This window comes from Pseudomonas sp. 22526 (assembly GCF_052044735.1).
GTDB classification, from domain to species: domain Bacteria; phylum Pseudomonadota; class Gammaproteobacteria; order Pseudomonadales; family Pseudomonadaceae; genus Aquipseudomonas; species Aquipseudomonas piscium.
The window spans coordinates 212,354-234,501 of record NZ_JBQENK010000010.1 but is presented as its reverse complement, the minus strand read 5'-3'; the positions used below and the strand labels follow the sequence as shown (position 1 = coordinate 234,501).

Sequence of the window (22,148 nt, the reverse complement as noted above, 5' to 3'; positions counted from 1 at the left end):
GCAGGCGTCCGGCACCGGGCGCCTCACAAGGAGCTAGCTGGATGAAAAAACTACTCGTCGCTTTCGCCGCCGTTGCCGCGTTCTCCGCGCACGCCGCTGACACCCTGACCGTGGCCGCCACCCCGGTGCCCCACGCCGAGATCCTCGAATTCGTGAAGCCGGCGCTGGCCAAGGAAGGCGTGGACCTGAAGGTCAAGGTCTTCACCGACTACATCCAGCCGAACGTGCAGGTCGCCGAAAAGCGCCTGGACGCCAACTTCTTCCAGCACCAGCCGTACCTGGATGAGTTCAACAAGGCCAAGGGCACCCACCTGGTAAGCGTTGCCGGCGTGCACCTGGAGCCGCTGGGCGCCTACTCCAACAAGTTCAAGAAACTCGAAGAACTGCCAGGCGGCGCCACCGTGGTGATCCCCAACGACGCCACCAACGGCGGCCGTGCCTTGCTGCTGCTGGCCAAGGCCGGCCTGATCAAGCTCAAGGATTCCAACAACATCCTGTCCACGGTCAAAGACATCACCGAGAACAGCAAGGACCTGAAATTCCGTGAGCTGGAAGCCGCGACCATCCCGCGCGTGCTGACCCAGGTCGACCTGGCGCTGATCAACACCAACTACGCCCTGGAAGCCAAGCTGGACCCGTCCAAGGACGCCCTGGTGATCGAAGGCAAGGACTCGCCTTACGTGAACATCCTGGTGGCCCGTCCTGACGACAAGGATTCGGACGCCATGAAGAAGCTGGTTGCCGCCCTGCACAGCCCGGAAGTGAAGCAATTCATTCTCAAGAAGTACAAAGGCGCCGTGGTTCCAGCGTTCTGATCGGTTGCAGAAACACAAACGGGGCGCCTCAAGGCGCCCCGTTTCGTTGTAGCCGCTGCCGCAGGCTGCGATAAGGCGCGAAGCGCCTTCCGAGGCCCTCAAAAGCACGTCTCCTGCGGAGCCGATCGCAGCCTGCGGCAGCGGCTACAGGGTTCAGGTTACTTGCGCTGCAACATCACCGGCAGCTGGACCACCAGTTTCTGGTTGTTCAGCGGCGCGCGGATGAAGCCGCGCTGGGTGCCGTCCGGGCCGATCACCGCGAGGTTGCCGCTGTGGTCCACGGTGTAGTTGGGCTTGCTGGTGTCCGCCGGAATGAAGGGGATGCTCACCGCATTGGCGAGCTTCTGCACGTCCGCCACCGAGGTCGCGGTCAGGCCCTTGAAGTCCTTGTCGAAGTAGCCCAGGTACTGCTTCAGCTGCTGCGGCGTGTCGCGGTTCGGGTCGACGCTGACCAGCACCACCTGCAGGTTGTCCACCGCCTCCTTGGGCAGCTCGCTCTTGATCTGGCGCAGCTGGGCGAGGGTGGTCGGGCAGATGTCCGGGCAGAAGGTGTAGCCGAAGAACAGCAGGCTCCATTTGCCCTTGAGCTCATTGAGCACCACCGGCTGGCCTTCCTGGTCGGTCATTTTCACGTCCGGCAGGTTGCGGCTCTGGGGCAGCAGGATGATCCCGGCGTCGATCAACGCGGTCGGGTCCCCCTGGTTCTTGCCGGTCAGCACTTTGTTGACGGTGAGCCCCAGCACCAGGGCCACCAGCGCCACGAGAATAAAGACGGTTTTCTGAGTTCGAGTCATAGGTTCAACAATAGGTAGTGGTCTACGAGCAGCGCGATAAACAGCAGGAACAAGTAATAAATAGAGTACTTGAAGGTGTTGATCGCCGCGTGCGGCCGACTGCCACGGTACAGCACCCAGGCCCATTGCAGAAAGCGCGCGCCCAGGCCCAGGGCACAAATCAGGTAGAGCAGGCCGCTCATGTGGATCGCATAGGGCAGCAGGCTGACCGCCAGCAGGGCGAAGGTGTAGAGCAGGATATGCACCTTGGTGTAGTGCTCGCCATGGGTCACCGGCAGCATCGGGATATCGGCCTTGGCGTACTCCTCCTTGCGGTGAATGGCCAGGGCCCAGAAGTGCGGCGGGGTCCAGGCGAAGATGATCAGCACCAGCAACAGCGGTTCGGCCGTCACATGCCCGGTGGCCGCAACCCAGCCCAACAGCGGTGGCGCGGCCCCGGCCAAACCACCGATCACGATGTTCTGCGGGGTCGCCCGCTTGAGGAAGCCGGTGTAGATCACCGCATAACCGAGCAGCGACGCCAGGGTCAGCCAGGCGGTCAGCGGATTGGTGAACGCCAGCAGCAAGGCTTGCCCGGCGATGGCCAGCAGCAGGGCGAAACCCAGCGCCGCCGGCGGCGATACCCGGCCCTCGGCCAGCGGCCGTTTATGGGTGCGCGCCATGACTGCATCGATCCGCCGGTCCACCACATGGTTCACCGCCGCCGCCGCGCCGGCGCACAGGGCGATGCCCAGGTTGCCGAACACCAGCACCGTCCACGGCACCCCGGCGCGGGTGGCGAGGAACATGCCCACCAGCGAAGTGATGAGCATCAGTACCACCACCTTGGGCTTGGTCAGCTCCAGGTAGTCACGCCAGATCGCCTGGCGGTGACGCTCGCCGATCAGAGTCGCCATGGCATCTCTCCTTTTATGGTTATGGGCCCGGCGGCGTGTTTACGCGGGCTCAGGCGCCAGCCCAGCGGCAGGTGCGAGCGGGCGCGGACCAGGCTGGTGCGGGCGTGATAGTTGACCAGCACCAGGGTCAGCAGCAGCGCCGCGCCGCCCGCGTTGTGCGCCACGGCCACCGGCAGTGGCAGGTGGAACAGCACATTGCTGATGCCGAGGCCGATCTGCGCTGCCAGCGCCACCAGCACCAGCCCGGCGAGGCGGGTCATGCCCACATGCTTGAGTTGCCAGGCCAGGCCGAGCAACACCAGGGTCACCAGCAGCGCGCCGATGCGATGGGTCAGGTGGATGGCCGTGCGGGCGTCGCTGTCGAGCTGCCCGCCCAGGTAGTTGGGGCCGATGTGCTGGGTCAGGTGAAAGCCGTTGGCGAAATCCGCCGCCGGCCACCACTGGCCGTGGCAGGTCGGCAGGTCGATGCAGGCCACCGCCGCGTAGTTGGAGCTGACCCAGCCGCCCAGGGCGATCTGCCCGATCACCAGCACCAGCCCGGCCGTGGCCCAGTATTGCAGGCGGCGCGGCACGATCAGCGCCGGCAGCACCCCGGACAGGCGCAGCGTCAGCAAGAACAGCAGGCTCAGGGTGGCGAAGCCGCCCAGCAGGTGCGCGGTGACCACCTGCGGCCATAGCTTGAGGGTCACCGTCCACATGCCGAACAAGGCCTGGGCGAACACCACCGAGAGCAGGAACAGCGGCAGTTTCAGCGGTTGTCCGGGATGATGCCGATGGGTCCAGGAGCGTGCCGCCAGCAGCACGATCAGCAGGCCCAAGGTGCCGGCGAAATAGCGGTGGATCATCTCGTTCCAGCCCTTGTGGGCTTCCACCGGGGTGTCGGGAAAATGCAGCTCGGCATGGGCCAGCTGGGCTTCGCTTTTCGGCACGCTGATAAAACCGTAGCAACCCGGCCAGTCAGGGCAGCCGAGGCCGGCGTGGGTCAGCCGGGTATAGGCGCCGAGCAGCACCACGATCAGCGCCAGCAAGGTGGCAAACAAGGCGAGGCGAAATCCAGGTTTGGCCATGACGATGCCCTTATCCGATGTTCGACAGTTTCAGCAGATGGCGCAGGTCGTTGAGCAGATCCTTGCCCTTGACCCGGGCGTCGTAGCGCAGGACCAGGTTGCCGTGCGGGTCGACTATCCACAGCAGCGGCGCGCTCTGGTCGCTGGCGCCTTTGGTGAAGGTCGGCAGGTCCAGTGGGTAGCGTTGCAGTTGCGGGTACTCGCGCTGCAGCTTGGCCTGGTAGTCGGCGTCCAGCGGCTGGGCGGCGGCCAGGGCGTGGCTGGCCCGGGAGGCGTCGCGGCCCAGGGAGATCTGGATCTGCCGCGCCAGGTACACCAGCTGCTGGCAATCCACGGAGCAGTCCCTGGGTGCCGTGACCAGGATCTGCCAGCGCTTCTCATCAGCCTGGACCCCGATGTCGGCGCGGCTCTGGCCGTTGCCGATCAGCTCACCGTGGTAGCTGCGGCTTTCCGGCACCCAGAACTGCAACTTGTACATACCGGTGGCGAGGATCATCGGGCCGATCACCATGGCCACGATCAGCAGCAGTTGCCAGCGTCCGCGGCGCCGGTTGTGCGGCGCCTGGGCCTCAGTAATGTTGGGTGGATTCATGGCCGCTCCCATGCTGTTTCTCCCTTGCGTTATGCCATCCGAGATAGAGGTACAAAGCGCACAGGGCCAGCGCCATGGCGAACCACTGCACGGCGTAGCCCAGATGTTTTTCCGGCCCCATGGCCACCACCGGCCATGCGGTCATGTAGGCGCCCGGGCCAGCCTCCTGGCGCAGCTCGTAGGCAAAACCGCTGCGCCCCAGCTCGCTCCAGAGCCTGGCCGGATCGACCCTCGTCACCAGCCGCGGCCACTGGGCATTCAGCGGATCGGCATGCAGTTGAAAGGTCGCGCCGGGGGCGACATAGACCCAGGCGTCGAGGCTCAGGGACTGTTCCGGGGTGTTGAATGCGGGTGGCGTGCGCCGGTCCGGCCAGGGCAGCCAGCCACGGTTGAGCAACAGCCATTGGCCGCTGGCCTGGTCGAGAAAGGGTTGCAGCAGCTCGACCCCGACCTTGCCCTCATGCATGCGGTTATCCAGCAGCAGGCTGTGGGCCGCATCGAAGCGGCCATGCACTTGCACCCGGCGGAACGCCGGATCGCTGGCAGCCTGCAGCTCATCCAGGGTCAGCGGCTCGGCCACTCGCCGTTCGGCGTAGCTGGCCAGCAGCTCGCGCTTCTGTTCGCCCCGGCCCAGTTGCCAGAACCCGAGCGTCACCAGCACCGGCAGCAACGCCAGCACCACCAGAGTCGGCAGCACGCCCGGGCGAAAGCCGCTCATGGCAGCGCCCGAAAGTGGCGAGATCGACTGGCTATACTCAAGCGCATCGCGTTTCCCCTGGAGCCCACCATGCTTAAAGCGGCAATCGTCCTGTTGCTGATAGCCACGCTCATCAGCCTGTTCAGCGGCCTGTTCTTTCTGGTCAAGGACGACAGCAGCTCCCATCGCCTGCTCAGGTCGCTGACCGTTCGGGTGTGCCTGGCCGCGCTCACCGTCGGCTTGATCGCCTGGGGCTTCTTCAGCGGCCAGCTGGTGTCCCACGCGCCCTGGTAACGCCGCGCTCAGAGCACGTAGACGAAGACAAACAAGCCGATCCACACCACATCGACAAAGTGCCAATACCAACTGGCCGCCTCGAAACCGAACTGATGCTCGGCGTCGAAGTGCCCCCTCATGATGCGCATCAGCATCACGAACAGGATCAGCGTGCCGATGGTCACGTGGGCGCCGTGGAAGCCGGTGAGCATGAAGAAGGTGGCGCCGTAGATGCCCGAGCCCAGGGTCAGCCCCAGCTCGTGGTAGGCGTGCAGGTATTCCTCGGCCTGGAAGCCGAGAAAGGCACAGCCCAGCAACACGGTGATCACCAGCCAGATTTTCAGCGCGCCGCGATGGCCGTTCTTCAGGGCGTGGTGGGCAATGGTCACGGTGACGCTGGAACTCACCAGCAGCACGGTGTTGAGCAACGGCAGGCCCCAGGGGCTGATGACTTCCTTGGGCGGCGGGAACAGCTTCGAGTCGGGGTTTTCGAGCAATGGCCAGACGAACTCGAAGTTCGGCCAGAGCATGTGCGCGATGCCCTTGCTGCCTTCGCCGCCCAGGGCCGGGCCGGCGATATGGCGCACGTAGAACAGCGCGCCGAAGAAGGCGATGAAGAACATCACTTCGGAAAAGATGAACCAGCTCATGCCCCAGCGGAACGAGCGATCCAGCTGGGCGCTGTACAGGCCGGCGCGACTTTCCTTGATCACCGCGCCGAACCAGCCGAACAGCATGTAGGCCAGCAGCAGGCTACCGACGAAGAAAATCAGCGGGCCATGGGATTCCGGGCGCGCGGCCTTGAGGTCGTTGAACCAGGTGGCCAGGCCGAACACGGTAACGAACATGCCCACCGTGGCGATGATCGGCCACTTGCTCTGGGCGGGAACGTAATAATGCTCATGAGTTGCCATTTATTGTTCTCCTTATCGGGCACGCTTGAACGTCTTAACCGCCGGTGTTGGTGCTCACGGCCACCGGTGGATGACGCGCGGTGATATCGAACAGCGTGTAAGCCAGCGTCAGGTGCTTCACATCCTTGGGCATGTCGCGGTCAACGATGAAACGTACCGGCATCTCGATCTGCTGACCGGGCTGCAGCACTTGCTGGGTGAAACAGAAACATTCGGTCTTGTGGAAATACATCGCGGCGCTGCTCGGCGAGATGCTCGGGATCGCCTGGGCGCTCATCGGGCGATCGCTGGGATTGCGCGCGATGAAGATCATCTCGTTCACCGCGCCTGGATGAACCACGATGTCGTCGGCCTTGGGATAGAAATCCCAGACCATGTCGATCGCGTTGGTCGACAGGAACTGCACCCGCACCTGGCGCGAGACATCCACCTGCTGCTCGCCGGAATACTGCCCGCCGGTCTTGCCGTTGATGCCCAGCGCCTTGCACATCACGTCGTAGATCGGCACCAGGGCAAAACCGAAGACGAACATCGCCGCCACCACCAGCAACAGGCGGGTGACCAGCTTCTTCATCGAGATCTCAGCCATGAGCGCGCCCCCCTGTAGGAGCGAGCTTGCTCGCGAAAAATTCACCAACGATGACGCGATGTGGCTGACGGAGCGCCACTTCGTGGCTATCGCGAGCAAGCTCGCTCCTACAGGAGGAGGTCAGCGGGTATCGCGGCAGGCTGTTCATTTCACTTCCGGCGGCGTGGTGAAGGTGTGGTACGGCGCCGGCGACGGCACGCTCCACTCCAGCCCTTCGGCACCATCCCAGGGCTTGGCCGGTGCGGGTTGGCCGCCACGGATGCACTTGATGACGATGAACAGGAAGAAGATCTGCGTCGCGCCGAAGGTGAACGCGCCGATGGACGACACCATGTTGAAATCGGCGAACTGCAGGTTGTAGTCCGGGATCCGCCGTGGCATCCCCGCCAGGCCGACGAAGTGCATCGGGAAGAACGCCATGTTCATGCCGATGAAAGACAGCCAGAAGTGCAACTTGCCCAGGGTTTCGTCGTACATGTGCCCGGTCCACTTCGGCAGCCAGTAATAGGCCGAGGCGAAGATGCCGAAGATCGCACCCGGCACCAGCACATAGTGGAAGTGCGCGACCACGAAATAGGTGTCCTGGTACTGGAAGTCCGCCGGGGCGATGGCCAGCATCAGCCCGGAGAAACCGCCGATGGTGAACAGGATCACGAAGGCCACGGCGAACAGCATCGGCGTCTCGAAGGTCAGCGAGCCCTGCCACATGGTGCTGACCCAGTTGAAGACCTTGACCCCGGTCGGCACCGCGATAAGCATCGTGGCGTACATGAAGAACAGCTCGCCCACCAGCGGAATGCCGACCACGAACATGTGGTGCGCCCAGACGATGAACGACAAGAAAGCGATCGATGCCGTGGCGTAGACCATCGAGGTGTAGCCGAACAGCGGCTTGCGCGAGAAGGCCGGGATGATTGCGCTGACGGCGCCGAAGGCCGGCAGGATCATGATGTACACCTCGGGGTGGCCGAAGAACCAGAACACATGCTGGAACAGCACCGGATCACCGCCGCCGGCCGCGCTGAAGAAGCTGGTGCCGAAGTGGATGTCCATCAGCATCATGGTCACGCAGCCAGCCAGCACCGGCATCACCGCGATCAGCAGGAAGGCGGTGATCAGCCAGGTCCAGACGAACAGCGGCATCTTCATCAGGGTCATGCCGGGGGCGCGCAGGTTGAGGATGGTGGCAATCACGTTGATCGCGCCCATGATCGAGCTGATGCCCATCAGGTGGATGGCGAAGATAAAGAAGGTCACGCTTTCCGGCGCGTAGGTGGTGGACAGCGGGGCGTAGAAAGTCCAGCCGAAGTTGGGTCCGCCACCGGGCATGAACAGGGTCGAGACCAGCAGCAGGAACGCCGCCGGCAGCAACCAGAAACTGAAGTTGTTCATCCGTGGCAGGGCCATGTCCGGCGCGCCGACCATCAGCGGGATCATCCAGTTAGCCAGGCCGACAAAGGCCGGCATCACCGCGCCGAAGACCATCACCAGGCCGTGCATGGTGGTCATCTGGTTGAAGAATTCCGGCTGCACGATCTGCAGGCCGGGCTGGAACAGCTCCGCGCGGATCACCATGGCGAACGAGCCGCCGAGCAGGAACATGGAGAAGGCGAACCACAGGTACAGGGTGCCGATGTCCTTGTGGTTGGTGGTCAGCACCCAGCGCATCAGGCCCTTGGCGGGGCCGTGGGTGTGGTCGTGATCGCCCACGATTGCATGACCGTGCTCATCGCTCACAGCGTTCATGGCCTGTCTCCTGTAAACGGTTGGGCTGGACGATCGAGGGCGGCACGCCCCGAGCGGCTGCGGGAACACGCAATGGACCGGGTCATTTGCTTTCCGCCTGTTTCAGAGCCAGGACATCCTTGGGCGCCACCATGTCGCCCTTGTTGTTGCCCCAGGCGTTACGTTCGTAGGTGACCACCGCTGCCAGGTCGACTTCCGACAGCTGCTTGCCGAAGGCCGCCATGGCGGTGCCAGGCTTGCCGTGGAAGACGATGTTCAGGTGATCCGCCACCGGCCCGGTGGCGATCTTCGAGCCCTTGAGCGCCGGGAACATCGGCGGCAGGCCCTGGCCCTCGGCCTGGTGACAGGCCACGCAGGTGGTGTGGTAGACCTTGTCGCCGCGGGCCACCAGCTCTTCGAGGGTCCATTCCTTGCTGGTCAGTTCCTTGAGCTTGAGGGCTTCGGCCTTGCGTTCGCCCAGCCAGGTGTCGTAGTCGGCCTGGGTCTTCACATCGACCACGATCGGCATGAAGCCGTGGTCCTTGCCGCACAGTTCGGCGCACTGGCCGCGATACAGGCCGGGCTTGTCGACCCGGGTCCAGGCTTCGTTGACGAAACCGGGGATCGCATCGCGCTTGACCGCGAAGGCCGGGACCCACCAGGAATGGATGACGTCGGCGGAGGTCACCAGAAAGCGCACCTTGGCGCCGATCGGCAGCACCAGCGGCTGATCGACTTCCAGCAAGTAATGTTCGCCCTTGGCGCTCTGGTTATGAATCTGTTCGGCGGGGGTGGTCAGGTTGCTGAAGAACTCGACATCCTGACCCAGGTATTTGTAGTGCCACTTCCACTGATAGCCGGTGATCTGGATGTCCACATCCGGCTCACTGGCGTCGTACATCTTGATCAGGGTCGCGGTAGCGGGAACGGCCATGGCCACCAGGATCAGCAGCGGCACCACCGTCCAGAGGATCTCCACCGTCGTGCTTTCATGGAACTTGGCGGCCACCTGGCCGGTGGAGCGGCGGTGCACGATCATCGACCAGAACATGGCGCCGAAGACAATGACGCCGATCACCACACAGATCCAGAAGATGGTCATGTGCAGGTCGAATACCGCGTGACTTATATCAGTCGCTCCAGGCGCCATATTCACGGTCCAGGCGCCATGCGCCTGGCTGAATACCGACCACAACAGGAGGCCCATCCAGACTTGTGGATGTCGCATCATTGCGGGTTCCCCTTATCGTTCTTGTTATCCCGCCGGCTTTCACCTGCGGCCAAGGGATCGGCTGCCCAGACTACGAACTTAAACCGCCGAGCCTTCGCTGCACATGCAGTCGGGCGTCATCAGCTAACTTCATACAGACCCGAGTATAGACAGCGACTTCGACCTCGCAACGCGGTGCCGTAAATCCACTGAAACAGTTTGCCGCGTCCTTATAGGCCACGGTTGGAAAGGGATAGGGGATGAATGATGGCGAAGCGATATAACTCAGACGACTAACCATGAAATAATTATGAGAAATACGTCTTAATCGATTTCGTGAGCAGGCTAACTTATGTCTTCCCTAATTAATTGCCCTTGTTTCCTGGAGTATTCATGAACACCGCCGCATTGCGCGAGCAGATCCAACGAGCCCATCAACATGAGTCCAGCACCGGGCATTTGCGCCGCCAGCTGGAAACCCAATTGCCGCACCTGCACCCCGCCATCCTGCTCCCCGAAGTGGACGCCCAGGGGGTGATGACCCGTTTTGTCGCCGCGTATATAGATCAGGTTCCCGACCTGCTGGACGCCGCCAACGAAGTCGCGCGCGAAGCCGGCATCGAGTCGCAGATCAAGCCGGTGCTGAAGATCGCCGAGCAGTTCTTCCTCCAGCCGCCCGCCATCATGGCCGGCCACGAAGGCCTGGACGGCCTGCTGGACGAAGCCTATCTGGCCCATCGCCTGGTGGAAGAGGTCAACGACCTGTACATCACCCATTTCGGCCAGCCGCTGATCCCGCTGGACACCACGGTGGCCAACCTGATCGCCCACCAGTTGATCGGCGAAACCTTCGCCAACCAGCTGGACGAAGCGGTGCACCATGCGGTCGACGCGATGCTCAATGAAGAAAGCTTCGCCCTGGAGTCGGTCGAGGCCTACCGTGAGAAGCTCAACAGCCCCGACACCGACGCCGCCTGGAAACGCTGGCCGTGCCTGTCGCGCCAGTTGGGCGTGGAGCTGGAACTCGACCAGCCGGCGGCCTGAGGATTGCAGGTGGCGGCCCTGTAGCCGCTGCCGCAGGCTGCGATCGACCGGCACGGTCGCAGCGATATCACCGACGCTGAAGGCCCTTCGGACCTTATCGCAGCCTTCGGCAGCGGCTACAAAACTTACGCCCGGCTCAGGCCTTTGGCCTCCAGTTTCGATGCCGGACTCACGCCCACGTTGGTGTGCAAGCGCCCCTCCAGCCGGCGCTTCAACCCGCGCGACTCGATCACCAGCTTCGAGCCCTTGGCCGCATTGGCCCGTCCCCACTCCTCGAGCAACTCCAGGCAGGCATGGTCGATGTAGCCCAGGTTATTGAGCGGCACATGCACCGTAGTGCCCGGCGGGATGTTGCCCAGGGCCTGGGTCAGGGCCGGCACCTTGAGGAAGGTCGCGGCGCCCACCAGGCGCAGCTCCATTTCGCCTGCGGCCGGCAGGTCCACCAGGCTGATCTTCAGCCGCGAAGCGCCCCAGGCCAGCTTCACCAGGGTCAGGCCAAAACCGATCAGCACACCGGTCAGCAGGTCGGTGAAGACAATCGCCAGCGCGGTCACGCCGTAGATCAGCATCGGCATCGGCCCATAACGGCCCAGCTTGCGGAACGACTTGAGGTCCACCAGCTTGAAGCCGGTGTACACCAGCACGCCCGCCAGGCTGGCCACCGGAATGCTTTGCAGCACGCTGGACAGCAACAGCACGAACGCCAACAGCCACAGGCCATGGAAGATCGCCGACAGCCGCGTGGTCGCGCCCGCCTGGACGTTGGCCGAGCTGCGCACTATCACCCCGGTCATCGGCAAGGCGCCGAGCAACCCGCAGAGCATGTTGCCGATCCCTTGCGCCGACAGTTCACGGTCGAAATCCGAACGTGTTCCGCTGTGCATGCGATCCACCGCGGCGGCGGACAGCAGGGTTTCGGCGCTGGCGATAAAGGCCACGGCAAAGGCCGCGATCAGCAGCGTCGGGTCCGCCAGGTTGAGCAGGTCGGCCGGACGCAGCCAGTCAATCGCCTCGGCGAGGTTTTCCGGCACCTCGACCCGCTTGACCTGCAGCGCCAGGACCAGGCTGGCAAAGGTCGCCAGGCCGACACCCAGCAGGGCGCCAGGGATAAAGCGCAGCGAATGCGGGCGCAGTTTTTCCCACAGGAACATCACCGCCATGGTCGACAGGCCGAGCAACCCGGCCTGCCAGCCAAAGCCGCCGCCCAGGCTCGGCAGGGCCTGGGCCAGCGCCTCGGGGAAGCCCGCGAGGTTATCCAGGCCGGACGCCTGGGGCTGGGCGTCGAGCATCACATGCACCTGGGAGAGCACGATCAACACCCCGATCCCGGCAAGCATGCCGTAGACCACCGCCGGCGCCGTGACCCGAAACCAGCAGCCCAGGCGCAGGCGCCCGGCCACCAGTTGCAGGAAACCCGCCAGCAACAGGATCGGCCCGAGCATGGCGATACCGTGCTGGCGCACCAGTTCGAACACCAGCACCGCCAGCCCCGCGGCCGGACCGCTGACCTGCAAGGGCGAGCCGGCCAGCCAGCCCACCACCAGGCCACCGATGATCCCGGTGATCAAACCCTTGGCCGGCGGCATGCCGGAAGCGATGGCGATACCCATGCACAAGGGCAGGGCCACCAGAAACACCACCACGGAAGCGAGCAGCTCCCGTGGCAAAACAGCTTTCAGTTGTGCTGCACGCATGATGATTCTCCCGAAGCTTTCTTCAGGCGTGGCAAAGCCTGACCGCGCTGACGGCAGTCATGGCTGAACCCCACTGGGATTTAGGAGGATTTAGAAGCGCGCTTTAGGCGTCGCAACCGGGATCGGATGGCGTCCGTCCAACGGCAGGAAACACCCTTGATCCGCGTCGTAGGCTTTGATTTCGCTGGTTTCGATGTTGTACACCCAGCCATGGATGAACAACTGGCCGTTGGCCATGCGCGAAGCCACCGAAGGGTGGGTGCGCAAATGCTGCAACTGGGCGATGACGTTCTCTTCGGTCAGCACATGCATGCTGGCGTTCTCGTCGGCGCAGTCGCAGTTCTCCTGGACCATGGTCTTGGCCACTTCGGCGTGGCGCAGCCAGGCTTTGACCGTCGGCATCTTTTCCAGGCTCTGCGGGTTGAGCACCGCACGCATGGCGCCGCAGTCGGAATGGCCGCAAACGATGATGTGGTGCACGCCCAGGGCCATGACCGCGTATTCGATGGCCGTGGACACGCCGCCGTTCATCTGCCCGTAAGGTGGAACCACGTTACCGACGTTGCGGGTCACGAACAGGTCGCCCGGGGCGCTCTGGGTAATCAGTTCGGGAACGATGCGCGAATCCGCGCAGGCAATGAACATCGCCCGCGGCCGCTGGGCCGTGGCGAGTTTCTTGAACAGTTCTTCCTGCTGCGGGAAGACCTCGTGATGAAAATGCAAAAAGCCGTCAACTATTATCTGCAGCGCTGCGTCGGCGCTTTCGGCGACCTCTGTGGGCGCTGAAGCCGACGCAGCCAACGGCTGTTTATCCTTGTCACTCATGATTCATCCTCTTCGACGGATTAGGCTCTGTCGAAAAGTGGCTGCACTCGGTCATGCTGCGTTAAAAACAGGCTCGGAATGCTCATGTAGGCCCCTAAAGTCGAACGCGACCCCGGCCGTTCCTCGCCTTTTTTTGCCTTGCCTGACCTTCGCTCGCCGACTTTTCGCTCAGACCCTTAGGTGAATTTTCCAGTTTTATCCGGCACGACGCCAGCGATTGATTAAAAAACAACCAGCCCGCTGACAGCGACCCAAAGGTCACTCGATGAACAAAGTAGCCTTCCAAACTTAACTCAAACTGAACGGAGCGCTCTAAAACGCCACTATTGGCGATGCAAAAAGGTGACCAGCCTATAGAAGCGGGTGCACCGACACTACTCCACCATAGGCCAATAACCCCTACAGCAACGACATCTGCCCACCCGGCGGACAGAAGGCCGTGCAGTCGAGGTTGTAGCCTTCGCGCCGATCGAGCCCCAGGCGTTTGCTGGCCTTGGCGAAACGCTGCGCCAGCAGGGCCGCGAAGGGGCCTTCGCCGCGCATCCGTGCACCAAAACGGCTGTCGTACAGCTCGCCGCCGCGACACTGGCGGATCAGGCTCAGGACATGGGTCGCCCGCTGCGGGTAATGGGCATTGAGCCATTCCTCGAACAGCGGCGCCACTTCCAGGGGCAGGCGCAGCATCATGTAGGCCGCGCTTTGCGCACCCGCGGCATGGGCCTCGGCGAGCAGGCTTTCCAGCTCGCTGTCGTTGATCATCGGGATCATCGGCGAACACAGCACCCCCACGGGAATCCTCGCCTCGCGCATCACCCGGATCGCCCGCAACCGCGCCTTGGGCGCCGCCGCCCGGGGTTCGAGGATGCGCTTGAGCTCGTCGTCCAGGGTGGTCAGGCTGATCATCACCGCCACCAGCCGCTGCTCGGCCAGTTCGACCAACAGATCGAGATCGCGCAGGATCAGCGAGCCCTTGGTGACGATGGTCACCGGGTGCCGGTAGCGCAGCAGCACCTCCAGGGTCCGGCGGGTCAGCTGGTGCTCGCGTTCGATAGGTTGGTAGGGGTCGGTGTTGGAACCCAGGTTGATCGGCGCGCACTTGTAACCGGGCTTGGACAGCTGCTGTTCCAGCATCGCCGCGGCATTGGTCTTGGCGATCAGCTTGGTCTCGAAATCCAACCCCGGCGACATATCCCAATAGGCGTGACTGGGCCGCGCATAACAATAGATGCAGCCATGCTCGCAGCCGCGATAGGGGTTGATGGAGCGATCGAAGGGCAGGTCCGGCGAGCTGTTGCGGGTGATGATGGATTTCGCCGTCTCAAGGCGCACCTCGGTGCCCTGGGTCAGCGGGGCTTCCTGGTACCAGCCGTCGTCGAAGGCCACCGAGCGCTGGGGCGCAAAACGGTTGTGCGGGTTGGTCGCGGTGCCACGGCCGCGTGGGGGCAGGGGGCTGAACATGGGAGGCGCTCCGATACTGTATTCATATACAGTATCGGAGCTTCGAATTTCTGCAAAGCGCCGTCGGGCGGAGCGCGCCTTCGGCGCTGATCGCGAGCAAGCTCGCTCCTACAGAGAACACATGCATCCCTGTAGGAGCGAGCTTGCTCGCGAAAAAGGCCGGTCAGCCACCGCTGTGCTTGGTCATCTGCCCCAGATCGTCATTCGAGGTGCTTTGCAGGTCGCCCTTGCGCAGCCCCGCCACATCCGCGGCTTTCACCTCGGAGCCCTGGTTGCCCCAGCTGGTGCGAATGAAGTTGACCACATCGGCCACCTCCTGGTCCGACAGGCGCCAGGCGAAGGCTGGCATGGTGAAGGTCGATGGCGCGGTGTGGGTGGCCGGCAAGGTGCCGCCCTTGAGCACGATATGGATCAGCGACGTGGCATCGGCGCTTTGCAGCACCGGGTTGCCCGCCAGCGCCGGGAACACCCGGGTATAGCCATGGCCGTCGGTACGGTGGCACGCCGCGCAGTTGTCGATGTACACCGACGCCCCCGGCTTGCTGTCGTCACCTTTCCACAACGCCTCGGCCACCGCCTTGTCGTACTGGTGCGGTTGGTCGTTGGCATCCACCGCCGGCAACGACTTGAGGTAACGGGCGATGGCCGTCAGGTCCTCCGCGGACATGTACTGCATGCTGTGCACCACCACGTCGCTCATGCCGCCGAACACCGCGCCACGGTCGCTGCGACCGGTCTTGAGGAACTGCACCAGCTGCTCTTCGCTCCAGCTGCCGAGGCCGTCCTTGTGGTCGCCGCGCAGGCTCTTGGCAATCCAGCCTTCCAGCGGCGCGCTGCCGGCCAGGAAATGGCTGCCTTCGCTGGCGCTCAGGGCTTTCTCCTGCATGGTCAGGGCGCGCGGCGTGTGGCAGGCGCCACAGTGGCCGAGGCCTTCCACCAGGTAGGCACCGCGGCTGACCACCGGGTCTTCGCCGACCTTGGCCTGGCCGTTGCCTTGCAGGCCCGCCACGCTCGGCGCGAACATCCAGCGCCAGCCCGCCAACGGCCAGCGCATGCTCAGCGGCCAGGGGATGTCGCTGTCGCGGTTCTCCTGGACCACCGGCGCCACGCCTTGCATGAAGTAGGCATACAGCGCCTGCATGTCGGCGTCGCTGACCCGCGCATAGGACGGATAGGGCATGGCCGGGTACAGGCTGCTGCCGCTCTTGGCCACGCCATGGCGCACGGCCTTGTCGAAGTCGTCGAAGCTGTACTCGCCGATGCCGGTCTTGTCCGGGGTGATGTTGGTGGAATAGATGGTGCCGATTGGGGTTTCCATCGGCAGGCCGCCGGCGAACGGCTTGCCGTCCTTGGCGGTGTGGCAGGCCACGCAGTCACCGGCGCGGGCCAGGTATTCGCCCTGTTTGATCAAGGCTTGCTGATCGGTTTCGGCGGCGCTGAGGGAAGCGCTGCCGAGCAGGGCCAGGGTCGCGATAACGAGGGTTTTCATGGTCATCGCTCCTTATGCCTGGACCAGCGGGCCGGGGTTCTTCAGGTACTGCTCGCGGATCGCGCGGGCCGACCAGTAGGTCAACGCGGCCACCAGGCCGGTCGGGTTGTAGCCCAGGCCCTGGGGGAAGGCCGAAGCGCCCGGGACGAACACGTTGTGCACGTCCCAGCTCTGCAGGTAACGGTTCAAGGCACTGGTTTTCGGGTCGGTGCCCATGATCGCGCCACCGTTGAGGTGGGTGGTCTGGTAGGACGCCGTGTTGAAGTGCTCACCGACCTTCTTGCCCAGCACCGCGATGGCCTTGGGGTTCATCGCCTCGGCGATCTTGCCCATCTTCTCGACCATGAAGCGGTTCATCTTGATGTCGTTTTCCTGCCAGTCGAAGGTCATGCGCAGCAGCGGCAAGCCATAGGCGTCGCGGTACACCGGATCGAGGTCGAGGTAGTTGCCGCGGTAGGACTGGTGGGCGCCGTGGGCGTCCATCGACACCTGGTGGGTGTAGTAGTCGGCGGTGGCCTTCTTCCAGGCGCTGCCCCAGGCCGGGGTGCCCGGCGGGTTGGAGGTGCCGGCGATCGGCCGGCTGCCGGCCTGGTTAACCCAGAACGGCGAACCACCGACGAAGCCGTGGGGGCCGTGGTCGAAGTTGTCGGCGTTGAAGTCGTCCACCGCCACGCCATTGCCGCCGGCGCCGATGAAGTTGTTGGTGTGCACGTCCTTATCGAAGTAGGCCTTGATGGTGGCCATGTTCTGGTAGGCGAAGTTCTTGCCCACCACGCCTTCGCCGGTGATCGGGTCGTATGGCTTGCCGATGCCGGACAGCAGCATCAGGCGCACGTTATGGAACTGGAAAGCGCCGAGGATCACCAGGTCCGCCGGCTGCTCGATCTCGCGGCCCTGGCCGTCGACATAGGTGACGCCAGTGGCCTTGGTCTTGGTGCTGTCGAGGTTGACCTTGAGCACGTGGGAGTTGGGGCGCAGCTCGAAATTCGGCAGCGGCTTGAGGGCCGGCAGAATGTTCACGTTCGGCGAAGCCTTGGAGTACATGTAGCAGACGTAGCCGCTGCAGAACCCGCAGAAATTGCACGGCCCCATTTGCGCGCCATAGGGGTTGGTGTAGGGCCCCGAGGTGTTGGCCGACGGCAGATTGTACGGCTTGTAGCCGACTTCGCCGGCGGCTTTCTGGAACAGCTGGGCGGAGTAGGTGTTCTTCTGCGACTCCAGCGGGAAATGGTCCGAGCGGTCCGGCGCGTAAGGGTTGCCGCCCTTGCCTTCGCCGACCAGTTGGCCTTTCACGGTCCAGGCCTGGCCCGAGGTGCCGAAGACTTTTTCCGCGTAGTCGAAGAACGGCTCCAGCTCTTCGTAGGTGACGCCGAAGTCCTGGATGGTCATGTCCTTGGGGATGAAGTTCTTGCCGTAGCGCTCTTCATAGTGGCTGCGCATGCGCAGCTCGATCGGGTCGGCGCGAAAATGCACGCCGGACCAGTGCAGGCCGGCGCCGCCGACGCCATTGCCCGGCAGGAACGCGCCCAGTTGGCGGTTCGGCAGGGCCACGTCGTTGACGCTGTGGCGAATGGTCACCGTCTCCCGGGAGATGTCCTGGAAGAGTTTCTTGCGCACGCTGTAGGTGAGCTCGTCGATCACCTGCGGATAATTGCCGTCCGGGTAGGTGTCCTGCATCGGCCCGCGCTCCAGCGCCAGCACGTTGAGCCCGGCCTCGGTCAGCTCCTTGGCCATGATCGCGCCGGTCCAGCCAAACCCGACGATCACCGCGTCGACCTTCTTCATTACCGTTGCCATGCTCAAGCCCTCTCGCCGCGAATCGACACTGCCGGGAAAGGGTATTGCTCGTTGCGTTCCACCCAGTCCATGAAATCGGCGCGCGCGCCGGGGAAGCCGATCAACGTCCAGCCGACCATGCCTTTATTGCCGCCGTGGATCGGGTCGCAGAAGAACCCTTCCTTGGTGTTTTGCAGCAAAAGATTGAAGAAAATCTTCGGCGGAACGCTGTCGAACTGGGGTTTTCCCGCTTCGAGCTGCTTGAGCAAATCGTCTCGGGTAGCGCTGTCTTGCGCGGCAAATGTTTTACCGTTGAAGGCTTTCGACCAAGCATCCGTCGCGGCAATGCCCAGGCGATAGATCTCCTTGGGTACCAGCTTGCTCTGCCAGCCCATCTCCGGCGCGGCGTCGGCGTTGAACGGGCCTTGCATGTACCACAGGGCACCTGCGGCGTAAGGGGTGTTCATCTGCCGGTCGATGTATTCCGGCACGCCGGCTTCCAGGGCGCCCGGGCCTTGTTCGTCGGCCGGGATCAGGCGCTCTACCGCGGCCTGGACAAAGGCCCATTCTTCGGCGGTGAAGTAGGTCGGCTGGTAAGCCTCGGTGCTGGCCGGGGTTCGGGCAGGCTCCACCGGCTTGGGCGCTTCGGGGGCGGCCATCAGCATCGAGCTGCCCAGGCCGGTACTGGCGACCGTGACCACCGGGATCAAGGTCAGGGATTTGCGCAAAAACTCACGCCGCGGGTTGTCTTGATCGTGATCAGACATGGGGGGACACCTCACACTAGGCATTCACGGGTTGGGCAGCCGCGTCATGGCGTGGCTTGTCGTTCTGGCGGCGCAACGGGTCGATCCCGACGCCGGGAAAAGCACAGTTCAGCAAACTTTGGTTACAAATGGTAGCAGGCTAAGCATTCAAATGAATCGCTTCAGTAGGAAAAAAGTACCGATTAGCGGGAAAAAAACTGCATCGCGTCTGCTTCACGTTTCTTTGACGAGCCCCTCACAGGGCGTTGACCGGCCCGGATGGAAGCTAGGCTCCCTCCATCCCCCTTTCCGGTCACGGCCTTTTGCATGCACAACTTTCGTATCCTTCCCGCCCTCTGCCTGTCCCTGCTGACGCTGCTCGCCTGGCCCCAGGCGCAAGCCACCGAAACCGGCGCGACCCGCCCGGCCCAGTGGGCCCAGCCCGTGGAAACCCACTACAACCTGTATCAGATGTCGCCGACGCTGTACCGCAGCGCCTTGCCGGACAGCCGCGCCGTGCCGTTGCTGGAAAAGCTCAAGGTGGGCACGGTGATCAACTTCCTGCCGGAGTCCGATTCCAGCTGGCTGCGGGCCCCGGGAATCAAGCAGGTGCAACTGCCTTACCGGACCAATCACGTGGATGACGCCGACGTGCTGGCGGCCTTGCGCGCGATCCAGAGCGCCGAAAGCGACGGGCCGGTGCTGATGCACTGCAAGCACGGCTCGGACCGCACCGGCCTGATGTCGGCGATGTACCGGGTGGTGGTTCAGGGCTGGAGCAAGGAGGAGGCGCTGAATGAAATGACCGAAGGCGGGTTTGGCGACAGTTCCCACTTCAAGGACGGCATTCGCTACATGATGCAGGCCGATGTCGACAAGTTGCGCACCGCCCTGGCCAATGGTGATTGCAGCACCAGCGTGTTCGCCACCTGTTCGGTGAAGAGCTGGTTCGAGACGGTGAGCGCCAGCAAGCCGGCGAATTGATCGCGAGGTGGGGAAATTGGCTTGATGCCCTCTGTAGGAGCGAAGCTTGCTCGCGATAGCGGTGTGCCAGACCTACCGCGGCGCCTTGATCGCCAGCAAGCTTGGCTCCTACAGGAACGTGGAACTACTTGGGCTCGTCGGTCTTTTTCTTCAACTTGGGGTTGGGGAAAAACTGCACCGACTGGACCTTGGCATCCGGCACCTTGAGGGCCGTGGTGTTGACCCGCGTGCCCAGCTCCTTGGGCACCGACAGGCCCTGTTCATTCAGGGTGTCGGAATAACCGCAGGCCACGCACTCGCGATGGGGAACCTCGTCTTCGCTCCACATCATCAACTTGTCCTGCTCGCTGCACGCCGGGCAGACCGCCCCGGCGATAAAGCGTTTTTTCGTCTTCACTGGCCCCTCGCTCATGCCGCTGCGTCCTCGCTCAGGCCGCTGTGACGCAAGAGTGCGTCAATCGACGGTGCGCGTCCGCGGAAGTCGACGAACAGCACCATCGGCTCCTGGGAACCGCCGCGAGCCAGGATCGCTTCGCGGAACGCGCGACCGGTCTCGGCATTCAGCACGCCTTCTTCCTCGAACTTCGAGAAGGCATCGGCCGACAGCACTTCGGCCCACTTGTAGCTGTAGTAACCCGCCGCGTAACCGCCGGCGAAGATATGCGCGAAGCTGTTGGGGAAGCGGTTGTAGGCCGGCGGACGCATCACCGAGACCTCGTCGCGCACGCCTTCGAGCACTTGCAGCACGGCACGGCCGTCGCCGTGGGTGGCATGCAGTTCGAAGTCGAACAGCGAGAACTCCAGCTGGCGCACCATCATCAGGCCGGACTGGAAGTTCTTCGCCGCGAGCATTTTTTCCAGCAGATCCTGGGGCAGCGGCTCGCCGGTTTCATAGTGACCGGAGATCAGCGCCAGGCCTTCCGGCTCCCAGCACCAGTTCTCCATGAACTGGCTCGGCAGCTCCACCGCATCCCAGGCCACGCCGTTGATACCGGAAACGCCGGAGTACTCGACACGGGTCAGCAGGTGGTGCAGGCCATGGCCGAATTCGTGGAACAGGGTGGTGACTTCATCGTGGGTCAGCAGGGCAGGCTTGCCACTGTCAGCCGGGGTGAAATTGCACACCAGGTTGGCCACCGGGCTTTGCAGCACGCCTTCGAAAGTGCGGCGACGGTCGCGGGCGCCGTCCATCCAGGCACCGCCACGCTTGTTGGCGCGGGCATACAGGTCGAAGAAGAAGCGGCCCACGTGCTGGCCGTTTTCCTTGATCTCGAACAGGCGCACGTCCGGGTGCCAGGTGTCGAAGCCTTTCAGTTCGGCGATCTCGATGCCGTACAGGCGCTGGACGATGGCGAACAGGCCGCCGAGCACCTTGTCGATCGGGAAGTAGGCGCGCAGGGTTTCCTGGGACACGCTGTAGCGCTGCTCGCGTAGCTTCTCGCCGTAGAAACCGCTGTCCCAGCTTTGCAGGTCCGGGCAGCCCTGTTCGGCGGCGTAGGCCTTGAGCTGTTGCAGGTCCTGGGTGGCGAACGGCTTGCTGCGCTTGGCCAGGTCCCGCAGGAAACTCAGCACCTGATCGCTGGACTCGGCCATCTTGGTGGCCAGGCTCAGCTCGGCGAAGTTGGCGTAGCCCAGCAGCTGGGCCAGCTCCTGGCGCAGGTCGAGGATTTCTTCCATGACCGGGCCGTTGTCGTTCTGGCCGGCATTCGGGCCCTGGTCCGAGGCGCGGGTGCAGTAGGCGGCGTAGACTTCTTCGCGCAGCGCGCGGTCTTGGGCGTAGGTCATCACCGCGTAGTAGCTGGGGAATTCCAGGGTGATCAGCCAGCCTTGCAGATCCTTGGCCTGGGCCGCGGCAGCCATCTGCGCCTTGGCCGAAGCGGTCAGGCCGTTCAGGGCCGCTTCGTCGGTGACGTGCTTGGTCCAGGCCTGGGTGGCGTCGAGCAACTGGTTGGAGAAGCGGCTGCCCAGCTCGGAGAGCTTGCTCTGCACTTCGGCGTAACGCTGCTGCTGCTCGGGCGGCAGGTCGATACCCGACAGGCGGAAGTCACGCAGGGAGTGTTCCAGGATAGTTTTCTGCGCCACCTCGAAACCGGCGGCTTCCGGGCTGCTGGCCAGGGCTTCGAAGGCCTGGAACAGCTCAGGGTTCTGCCCCAGCTCAGTGGCGTAGGCGCTCAGGGCCGGCAGGCAGGACTCATAGGCCTCGCGCAGTTCGGCGCTGTTGCACACGGCATTGAGGTGGCTGACCGGACTCCAGGCCGCGCCCAGGCGGTCGTTGAGTTCGTCCATGGCCAATACCAGGCCGGCCCAGGTCGGTTGCGTGCCCTGGTTCTTGAGGATTTCAGCGATGGCGGCGCGGTTGTCAGCCAGGATCTGTTCGATGGCCGGCTGTACGTGCTCGGCGCGGATCGCCGAAAACGGCGGCAGGTCGTAGGGCTGCAGAAGAGGGTTGTTCACACTCACGGTTGGCACCTTGGCTGGAAGAAACGTGGCCCCATCTTAATTACAATCGACGCACACCGCAGCTATCGCCCCCATTAATAAATGTCAGAGCAGGTAT

General features: G+C 63.5%; 21 protein-coding genes. 4 read left to right on the top strand and 17 right to left on the bottom strand.

Features of this window, described 5'->3' with window-relative positions; genetic code table 11:
- Nucleotides 1–41 precede the first annotated feature (41 nt).
- Nucleotides 42–815 carry a MetQ/NlpA family ABC transporter substrate-binding protein gene (locus ACTJKT_RS17580; protein ID WP_440787955.1) on the top strand — a complete coding sequence of 258 codons (774 nt, stop codon included), beginning with the start codon at nt 42–44 and terminating at the stop codon, nt 813–815.
- A gap of 158 nt (nt 816–973) precedes the next feature.
- Here the strand turns inward: ACTJKT_RS17580 and ACTJKT_RS17575 are convergent, their stop codons facing one another.
- The 5 genes from ACTJKT_RS17575 to ACTJKT_RS17555 are packed head-to-tail and all read right to left on the bottom strand — an operon-like array spanning nt 974 to nt 4,882.
- Nucleotides 974–1,609, bottom strand: coding sequence for an SCO family protein (locus ACTJKT_RS17575; protein ID WP_440787954.1), 636 nt, complete (start codon nt 1,607–1,609; stop codon nt 974–976).
- Nucleotides 1,606–2,505, bottom strand: coding sequence for a heme o synthase (gene cyoE / locus ACTJKT_RS17570; protein WP_009046269.1), 900 nt, complete (start codon nt 2,503–2,505; stop codon nt 1,606–1,608). The genes ACTJKT_RS17575 and cyoE overlap by 4 nt, the downstream gene beginning before the upstream one ends.
- Entirely contained in the window at nt 2,493–3,572 is a 1,080-nt protein-coding gene (locus tag ACTJKT_RS17565; RefSeq protein WP_007924313.1) for a COX15/CtaA family protein, read from the bottom strand. The genes cyoE and ACTJKT_RS17565 overlap by 13 nt, the downstream gene beginning before the upstream one ends.
- A gap of 10 nt (nt 3,573–3,582) precedes the next feature.
- Nucleotides 3,583–4,176, bottom strand: a complete 594-nt coding sequence (locus ACTJKT_RS17560) for a hypothetical protein (protein WP_440787953.1) — start codon at nt 4,174–4,176, stop codon at nt 3,583–3,585.
- Nucleotides 4,142–4,882: an SURF1 family protein gene (locus ACTJKT_RS17555; protein WP_440787952.1), complete on the bottom strand. Its 741-nt coding sequence runs from the start codon at nt 4,880–4,882 to the stop codon at nt 4,142–4,144. Before ACTJKT_RS17555 ends, ACTJKT_RS17560 begins: the two co-directional genes overlap by 35 nt.
- A 69-nt stretch (nt 4,883–4,951) precedes the next feature.
- Between ACTJKT_RS17555 and ACTJKT_RS17550 the strand changes: the two genes are divergently transcribed.
- Entirely contained in the window at nt 4,952–5,155 is a 204-nt protein-coding gene (locus ACTJKT_RS17550; RefSeq protein ID WP_007924318.1) for a twin transmembrane helix small protein, read from the top strand.
- Between the two features lie 8 nt (nt 5,156–5,163).
- Here the strand turns inward: ACTJKT_RS17550 and ACTJKT_RS17545 are convergent, their stop codons facing one another.
- The 4 genes from ACTJKT_RS17545 to coxB form a co-directional block, all read right to left on the bottom strand.
- Nucleotides 5,164–6,051 (bottom strand): cytochrome c oxidase subunit 3, encoded by an 888-nt coding sequence (locus ACTJKT_RS17545; RefSeq protein ID WP_025806828.1) that lies wholly within the window; start codon nt 6,049–6,051, stop codon nt 5,164–5,166.
- 34 nt (nt 6,052–6,085) lie between these two features.
- Nucleotides 6,086–6,640, bottom strand: coding sequence for a cytochrome c oxidase assembly protein (locus ACTJKT_RS17540; RefSeq protein WP_009046265.1), 555 nt, complete (start codon nt 6,638–6,640; stop codon nt 6,086–6,088).
- 144 nt (nt 6,641–6,784) lie between these two features.
- Entirely contained in the window at nt 6,785–8,386 is a 1,602-nt protein-coding gene (gene ctaD, locus ACTJKT_RS17535; RefSeq protein ID WP_007924322.1) for a cytochrome c oxidase subunit I, read from the bottom strand.
- Nucleotides 8,387–8,468: 82 nt separating this feature from the next.
- The gene (coxB, locus tag ACTJKT_RS17530) at nt 8,469–9,596 is read right to left on the bottom strand and encodes a cytochrome c oxidase subunit II (RefSeq protein ID WP_440787951.1); all 1,128 of its coding nucleotides are present in this window, start codon (nt 9,594–9,596) and stop codon (nt 8,469–8,471) included.
- Between the two features lie 372 nt (nt 9,597–9,968).
- Here coxB and ACTJKT_RS17525 point away from each other — a divergent pair, with 372 nt between their 5' ends.
- Nucleotides 9,969–10,619, top strand: a complete 651-nt coding sequence (locus ACTJKT_RS17525; protein ID WP_025806830.1) for a hypothetical protein — start codon at nt 9,969–9,971, stop codon at nt 10,617–10,619.
- Nucleotides 10,620–10,744: 125 nt separating this feature from the next.
- Here the strand turns inward: ACTJKT_RS17525 and ACTJKT_RS17520 are convergent, their stop codons facing one another.
- From ACTJKT_RS17520 to ACTJKT_RS17495, 6 genes are all read right to left on the bottom strand, one after another.
- On the bottom strand, nt 10,745–12,313 hold the full coding sequence (locus tag ACTJKT_RS17520) for a SulP family inorganic anion transporter (RefSeq protein WP_440787950.1): 1,569 nt from the start codon (nt 12,311–12,313) through the stop codon (nt 10,745–10,747).
- A gap of 90 nt (nt 12,314–12,403) precedes the next feature.
- Nucleotides 12,404–13,138, bottom strand: coding sequence for a carbonic anhydrase (locus ACTJKT_RS17515; RefSeq protein ID WP_124307333.1), 735 nt, complete (start codon nt 13,136–13,138; stop codon nt 12,404–12,406).
- Nucleotides 13,139–13,537: 399 nt separating this feature from the next.
- Nucleotides 13,538–14,596 carry a PA0069 family radical SAM protein gene (locus tag ACTJKT_RS17510; protein ID WP_440787949.1) on the bottom strand — a complete coding sequence of 353 codons (1,059 nt, stop codon included), beginning with the start codon at nt 14,594–14,596 and terminating at the stop codon, nt 13,538–13,540.
- 163 nt (nt 14,597–14,759) lie between these two features.
- Nucleotides 14,760–16,085 carry a c-type cytochrome gene (locus ACTJKT_RS17505; RefSeq protein ID WP_440787948.1) on the bottom strand — a complete coding sequence of 442 codons (1,326 nt, stop codon included), beginning with the start codon at nt 16,083–16,085 and terminating at the stop codon, nt 14,760–14,762.
- Between the two features lie 12 nt (nt 16,086–16,097).
- Complete coding sequence (locus ACTJKT_RS17500; protein ID WP_025806833.1) at nt 16,098–17,882, bottom strand: GMC family oxidoreductase; 1,785 nt, start codon at nt 17,880–17,882, stop codon at nt 16,098–16,100.
- A 2-nt stretch (nt 17,883–17,884) separates the two neighbouring features.
- Complete coding sequence (locus ACTJKT_RS17495) at nt 17,885–18,628, bottom strand: gluconate 2-dehydrogenase subunit 3 family protein (RefSeq protein WP_440787947.1); 744 nt, start codon at nt 18,626–18,628, stop codon at nt 17,885–17,887.
- Nucleotides 18,629–18,934: 306 nt separating this feature from the next.
- Here ACTJKT_RS17495 and ACTJKT_RS17490 point away from each other — a divergent pair, with 306 nt between their 5' ends.
- The gene (locus ACTJKT_RS17490; protein ID WP_440787946.1) at nt 18,935–19,591 is read left to right on the top strand and encodes a phosphatase domain-containing protein; all 657 of its coding nucleotides are present in this window, start codon (nt 18,935–18,937) and stop codon (nt 19,589–19,591) included.
- Nucleotides 19,592–19,715: 124 nt separating this feature from the next.
- Here the strand turns inward: ACTJKT_RS17490 and ACTJKT_RS17485 are convergent, their stop codons facing one another.
- Together ACTJKT_RS17485 and prlC are read right to left on the bottom strand one after the other, a co-directional pair.
- The gene (locus tag ACTJKT_RS17485; RefSeq protein WP_025806836.1) at nt 19,716–20,003 is read right to left on the bottom strand and encodes a YheV family putative zinc ribbon protein; all 288 of its coding nucleotides are present in this window, start codon (nt 20,001–20,003) and stop codon (nt 19,716–19,718) included.
- Complete coding sequence (gene prlC, locus ACTJKT_RS17480; protein ID WP_440787945.1) at nt 20,000–22,051, bottom strand: oligopeptidase A; 2,052 nt, start codon at nt 22,049–22,051, stop codon at nt 20,000–20,002. Before prlC ends, ACTJKT_RS17485 begins: the two co-directional genes overlap by 4 nt.
- Between the last annotated feature and the right edge of the window lie 97 nt (nt 22,052–22,148).

What these genes read in the sequence shown, in the direction of transcription:
- ACTJKT_RS17560 (WP_440787953.1), bottom strand. Translation starts at nt 4,176, where the DNA reads ATGGGAGCGGCCATGAATCCACCCAACATTACTGAGGCCCAGGCGCCG.
- ACTJKT_RS17525 (WP_025806830.1), top strand. Translation starts at nt 9,969, where the DNA reads ATGAACACCGCCGCATTGCGCGAGCAGATCCAACGAGCCCATCAACAT.
- ACTJKT_RS17555 (WP_440787952.1), bottom strand. Translation starts at nt 4,882, where the DNA reads ATGAGCGGCTTTCGCCCGGGCGTGCTGCCGACTCTGGTGGTGCTGGCG.
- ACTJKT_RS17565 (WP_007924313.1), bottom strand. Translation starts at nt 3,572, where the DNA reads ATGGCCAAACCTGGATTTCGCCTCGCCTTGTTTGCCACCTTGCTGGCG.
- ACTJKT_RS17515 (WP_124307333.1), bottom strand. Translation starts at nt 13,138, where the DNA reads ATGAGTGACAAGGATAAACAGCCGTTGGCTGCGTCGGCTTCAGCGCCC.
- ACTJKT_RS17500 (WP_025806833.1), bottom strand. Translation starts at nt 17,882, where the DNA reads ATGGCAACGGTAATGAAGAAGGTCGACGCGGTGATCGTCGGGTTTGGC.
- ACTJKT_RS17540 (WP_009046265.1), bottom strand. Translation starts at nt 6,640, where the DNA reads ATGGCTGAGATCTCGATGAAGAAGCTGGTCACCCGCCTGTTGCTGGTG.
- ACTJKT_RS17505 (WP_440787948.1), bottom strand. Translation starts at nt 16,085, where the DNA reads ATGAAAACCCTCGTTATCGCGACCCTGGCCCTGCTCGGCAGCGCTTCC.
- coxB (WP_440787951.1), bottom strand. Translation starts at nt 9,596, where the DNA reads ATGATGCGACATCCACAAGTCTGGATGGGCCTCCTGTTGTGGTCGGTA.
- ACTJKT_RS17485 (WP_025806836.1), bottom strand. Translation starts at nt 20,003, where the DNA reads ATGAGCGAGGGGCCAGTGAAGACGAAAAAACGCTTTATCGCCGGGGCG.
- ACTJKT_RS17490 (WP_440787946.1), top strand. Translation starts at nt 18,935, where the DNA reads ATGCACAACTTTCGTATCCTTCCCGCCCTCTGCCTGTCCCTGCTGACG.
- ACTJKT_RS17550 (WP_007924318.1), top strand. Translation starts at nt 4,952, where the DNA reads ATGCTTAAAGCGGCAATCGTCCTGTTGCTGATAGCCACGCTCATCAGC.
- ACTJKT_RS17495 (WP_440787947.1), bottom strand. Translation starts at nt 18,628, where the DNA reads ATGTCTGATCACGATCAAGACAACCCGCGGCGTGAGTTTTTGCGCAAA.
- ACTJKT_RS17510 (WP_440787949.1), bottom strand. Translation starts at nt 14,596, where the DNA reads ATGTTCAGCCCCCTGCCCCCACGCGGCCGTGGCACCGCGACCAACCCG.
- ACTJKT_RS17575 (WP_440787954.1), bottom strand. Translation starts at nt 1,609, where the DNA reads ATGACTCGAACTCAGAAAACCGTCTTTATTCTCGTGGCGCTGGTGGCC.
- ctaD (WP_007924322.1), bottom strand. Translation starts at nt 8,386, where the DNA reads ATGAACGCTGTGAGCGATGAGCACGGTCATGCAATCGTGGGCGATCAC.
- cyoE (WP_009046269.1), bottom strand. Translation starts at nt 2,505, where the DNA reads ATGGCGACTCTGATCGGCGAGCGTCACCGCCAGGCGATCTGGCGTGAC.
- ACTJKT_RS17545 (WP_025806828.1), bottom strand. Translation starts at nt 6,051, where the DNA reads ATGGCAACTCATGAGCATTATTACGTTCCCGCCCAGAGCAAGTGGCCG.
- ACTJKT_RS17520 (WP_440787950.1), bottom strand. Translation starts at nt 12,313, where the DNA reads ATGCGTGCAGCACAACTGAAAGCTGTTTTGCCACGGGAGCTGCTCGCT.
- ACTJKT_RS17580 (WP_440787955.1), top strand. Translation starts at nt 42, where the DNA reads ATGAAAAAACTACTCGTCGCTTTCGCCGCCGTTGCCGCGTTCTCCGCG.